Here is a 3885-nt window from a genome sequence, read left to right on the forward strand (position 1 = left end):
GTACATGAATTCAAAGGAGATTTTGGCGAAGCCATTTTTGCTGGAAGACAGGAAACGAAAAATAATGTAAAAGGCTATTTTGTTGACGATGAAGATTCAAAGCATTTATTCCTCGGCTACAGTGTCGCGGCGATTCGTCTGGAAAAACAACTACAAGATGAAAACATACAAGTTGATGCTGAACATCCTTTATTTGTATATTTACCGTGTGGTGTTGGCGGGTCGCCTGGTGGAATTGCGTTCGGACTAAAACAGGTTTTTGGAGATTATGTACATTGTTTCTTTGTGGAACCCACTCATTCTCCAGCCGTATTAGTCGGGCTGCTGACAGGGGAAAAAGAAAAAGTATGTGTGCAGAATTTCGGAATCGATAACTTAACTGAAGGGGATGGCTTAGCAGTAGGAAGACCGTCATGCTTTGCTTCCTCTATTAGTGAGAAGCTCGTTAGTGGTATTTACACAATGGAGGATGAAGATTTATTTAAATTATTGGCCTTATTGTCGGATAGTGAAGGGATCCATCTGGAACCATCAGCCACTTCAGGTCTGATAGGACCGGGACTGATATTAGCGTCCGAATACGTGAAAGAAAATAACTTGAATACTTCTCAAGCCACACATATCGTTTGGGCAACGGGTGGAGCACTTGTACCAAAACATGACATGAAAAGATTTTATGAAAAAGGACAAAGCTTACTTTAATCCAGGTTTTATCATATATACACACAAAGACACCCCGAGCAGTTCTACGACTACTCGGGGTGTCTTGCTCTATTATATTCAGCTGAATACTAGATTATGACTGAGAGAAGTGAGAAAGGAATCTAGGCAATATCTCTTCCCATAGCAACCTGTAAAATATCAAACCACTGGTCACTTGTTAAAGATATATCCAAAGCCCGTATAGCTGATTCTATGCGTGGCATTTTGCCTGAACCGGCATAATTTGTGCCGGATGGCTGAGCAAACACGCATATAGGACTTCATCAATGCCAATTGCACCAACTTCCTTTCAATTTCTTCAAGCTTTTTACGCAATTTAATCGTCTTCTCATCTTATGAAGTGAGAATTGCTCCACCAGCCAACGGTCACCAAGCCGTAGGTGCCAATCGTTTCTTGGCATAAATCAAGCGTCCCATCTTCAAAGTTTTCAAGTTATTTATTAATAATCTTGGTTTAAAAAATAAATTTTAGAGGTATATGAATATTTAGTTAATACATAAAATTTAAGAATGAGAACTTAAAGGCAAAAACGGAGGAATAATAATATAGTATTTGACTATTTTATTAAGTAGTGAATATAATTTTATTAATTCTGAAAATTTCTGCTAGAATGAATTATACATAAGGGTTAAAATTTAGGAGGTCAAGAATGATTGCATTTAAAGAAGTAAATAAGTATTTTGGAGATTTTCACGTTTTGAAAGATATTAATCTCACAATCAATAAGGGCGAAGTAGTTGTCATAATTGGACCTTCTGGTTCAGGGAAAAGTACTTTGCTGCGTTGTATGAATCGGTTGGAAACAATTTCTGAAGGTACCCTTACTGTAAATGATGTTTCAGTAGGGGATAAAAAAACGGATATTAATAAGCTAAGACGCAATATCGGAATGGTATTTCAGCATTTTTATTTATATCCACACAAAACAGTGCTTGAAAACATCATGCTAGCCCCAATGAAAGTTTTAGGGCAATCTGCAAAAGAAGCTAAAGAAACAGCTWTGTACTATCTTGATAAAGTTGGAATATCTGATAAGGCCGATGCTTTCCCTTCCCAGCTATCTGGTGGCCAGCAACAGCGTGTGGCAATTGCACGTGGTCTAGTCATGAAACCCGAAATTATGCTTTTTGATGAGCCGACTTCGGCACTCGATCCCGAAATGATTGGTGAGGTTCTGGATGTTATGAAAACCCTTGCAAAAGAAGGAATGACGATGGCTGTGGTCACTCATGAAATGGGATTCGCTAAAGAGGTTGCGGACCGAATTGTATTTATGGATGAAGGAAAAATTTTAGAAGAAGCAGTTCCGGCTGAATTCTACGAGAATCCCCGTGAAGAACGGGCTCGTTTGTTCCTCAGTCGTATTTTAAATCATTAATAGGGGGTAATTGGAATGTTTCAGACAAAAAAATTATTAAAAATGGCTTTTGTATCTACAATGGCCGCTATTTTTCTTGCTGGTTGCAGCGGGGACGATAATGCAAGCGGAGACAAAGATGTACTTGCACAAATCAAAGAGGACAAAAAAATTGTGTTTGGTGTAAAATACGATACTCGTCTTTTTGGATTGAAAAATCCATCAACTGGCGAAGTTGAAGGGTTTGATATCGATCTTTCAAAAGCACTGGCAGAAGAAATGTTCGGCCCAGATGTTAAACCTGAGTACAAAGAAGTTACCTCGAAAACGCGAGTAGGACTCTTGAATAATGATAAAATCGATGCGGTTGTAGCTACGATGACAATTAATGAAGATCGTAAAAAAGAAGTTGATTTTACTGATGTTTATTTTGATGCAGGACAATCATTGCTTGTAGAAAAGGGAAGTAAGATTAAGGGCATTGAAGACTTAGCAAAAGGAACAAAAGTGCTTGCTGTTAAAGGCTCTACATCTGCAATAAATATTCGTGAGAAAGCTCCTGAAACGACTGTTCTTGAATTTGAAAACTACGCTGAAGCTTTTACAGCATTAAAATCTGGTAAGGGTGATGCCCTGACTACAGATGATTCTATCCTTTATGGCATGGCTGAAGAAGATCCTTCATTTGAACTTGTCGGTGGAACTTTCACGGAAGAGCCTTATGGAATCGCTGTTAAAAAAGGCAATCAAGAGCTTGTCGATGAGTTGAACAAAGCATTGAAAAGCTTAAAGGACTCAGGAAAATATGATGAAATCAAGGATAAATGGATTAAGAAATAATTATTTATATTAGGTTTCTTGTCAGGATGGGCAGTATTCCGTAAATAGAATTACGGACTGCTCATCCTGATTAATTAGGAGGAGATCGTTTGCTGGATTTCTCGATACTGACAGATAATATGGATTTATTTGTGGAAGGATTTAAAATAACCATTATTGCTAGTTTAATAGCATTGGTTTGTAGCTTTCTTCTTGGGACACTTATTGCAGTTATGCGAATTGCCCCATTTAAACCGCTAAACTGGATTGGAACGGCGTATGTGGAATTTATCCGTAATATACCTGTACTGGTCATTGTGTTTTTCACTTACTTGGCTGGTAGTTACGGCGGAATGACGGCAGGGATTATAGGATTGACTGTTTACACAGCGGCTTTTATTGCTGAAGCAATCCGTGCAGGGATTTTGTCAGTGCCAAAGGGCCAAATGGAAGCAGCCAGATCATCAGGACTGACTTACGGACAAGCAATGAGGACTGTCATCCTACCACAGGCAATAAAAATTGTTATCCCGCCCCTTGGCAATCAATTTATCAATTTGGTTAAGAACTCATCACTATTAGCCGTCGTGGCAGGTGGGGATTTGATGTATCAAGGGGATTTAATAGCTGCGAAGACATTCTCCACTTTTGATACATATATTTTCGTTGGTTTGTTTTATTTGATTTTAACTATACCTTTAAGTTTTGGCGTAGTATTTTTGGAAAAACGCCTGGCTAGAAGTAATTAAGGAGGTGCATAGATGGATTTCCTGGCACCGTTCACTGATGTATTAACACCGGCCAATATAAAATTTTTACTCGAAGGATTTTGGGTCACAATTAAGGTAGCTGCAATTTCAATTGTGCTTAGCTTTATAATTGGTGGTCTGATGGGGACAATTAGGTACGCGAAGATTCCTGTTGTTTCACATGTAGTTGCATTGATTGTTGAGACAATCCGTAACCTCCCTTTACTGTTGATCAT

Annotated in this window: 5 protein-coding genes; all 5 read left to right on the top strand. The window is 38.5% G+C overall.

Annotation, left to right across the window (positions count from 1 at the left end; genetic code table 11):
- A partial coding sequence (locus AC1DSB_RS15880; protein ID WP_477587082.1) for a D-serine ammonia-lyase occupies positions 1-702 on the top strand: 702 nt, incomplete at its 5' end.
- Positions 703-1373: 671 nt separating this feature from the next.
- Positions 1374-2102, top strand: a complete 729-nt coding sequence (locus AC1DSB_RS15885) for an amino acid ABC transporter ATP-binding protein (protein ID WP_477587083.1) — start codon at positions 1374-1376, stop codon at positions 2100-2102.
- Between the two features lie 15 nt (positions 2103-2117).
- On the top strand, positions 2118-2921 hold the full coding sequence (locus tag AC1DSB_RS15890) for a transporter substrate-binding domain-containing protein (RefSeq protein ID WP_477531776.1): 804 nt from the start codon (positions 2118-2120) through the stop codon (positions 2919-2921).
- A gap of 89 nt (positions 2922-3010) precedes the next feature.
- Positions 3011-3649, top strand: coding sequence for an amino acid ABC transporter permease (locus AC1DSB_RS15895; protein WP_016429293.1), 639 nt, complete (start codon positions 3011-3013; stop codon positions 3647-3649).
- A 12-nt stretch (positions 3650-3661) separates the two neighbouring features.
- The coding region (locus tag AC1DSB_RS15900) for an ABC transporter permease subunit (RefSeq protein WP_477587084.1) at positions 3662-3885 on the top strand (224 nt) is incomplete at its 3' end.

The organism is Paenisporosarcina sp. P4_E4_2 (assembly GCF_056401595.1).

What these genes read in the sequence shown, in the direction of transcription:
- AC1DSB_RS15890 (WP_477531776.1), top strand. Translation starts at nt 2,118, where the DNA reads ATGTTTCAGACAAAAAAATTATTAAAAATGGCTTTTGTATCTACAATG.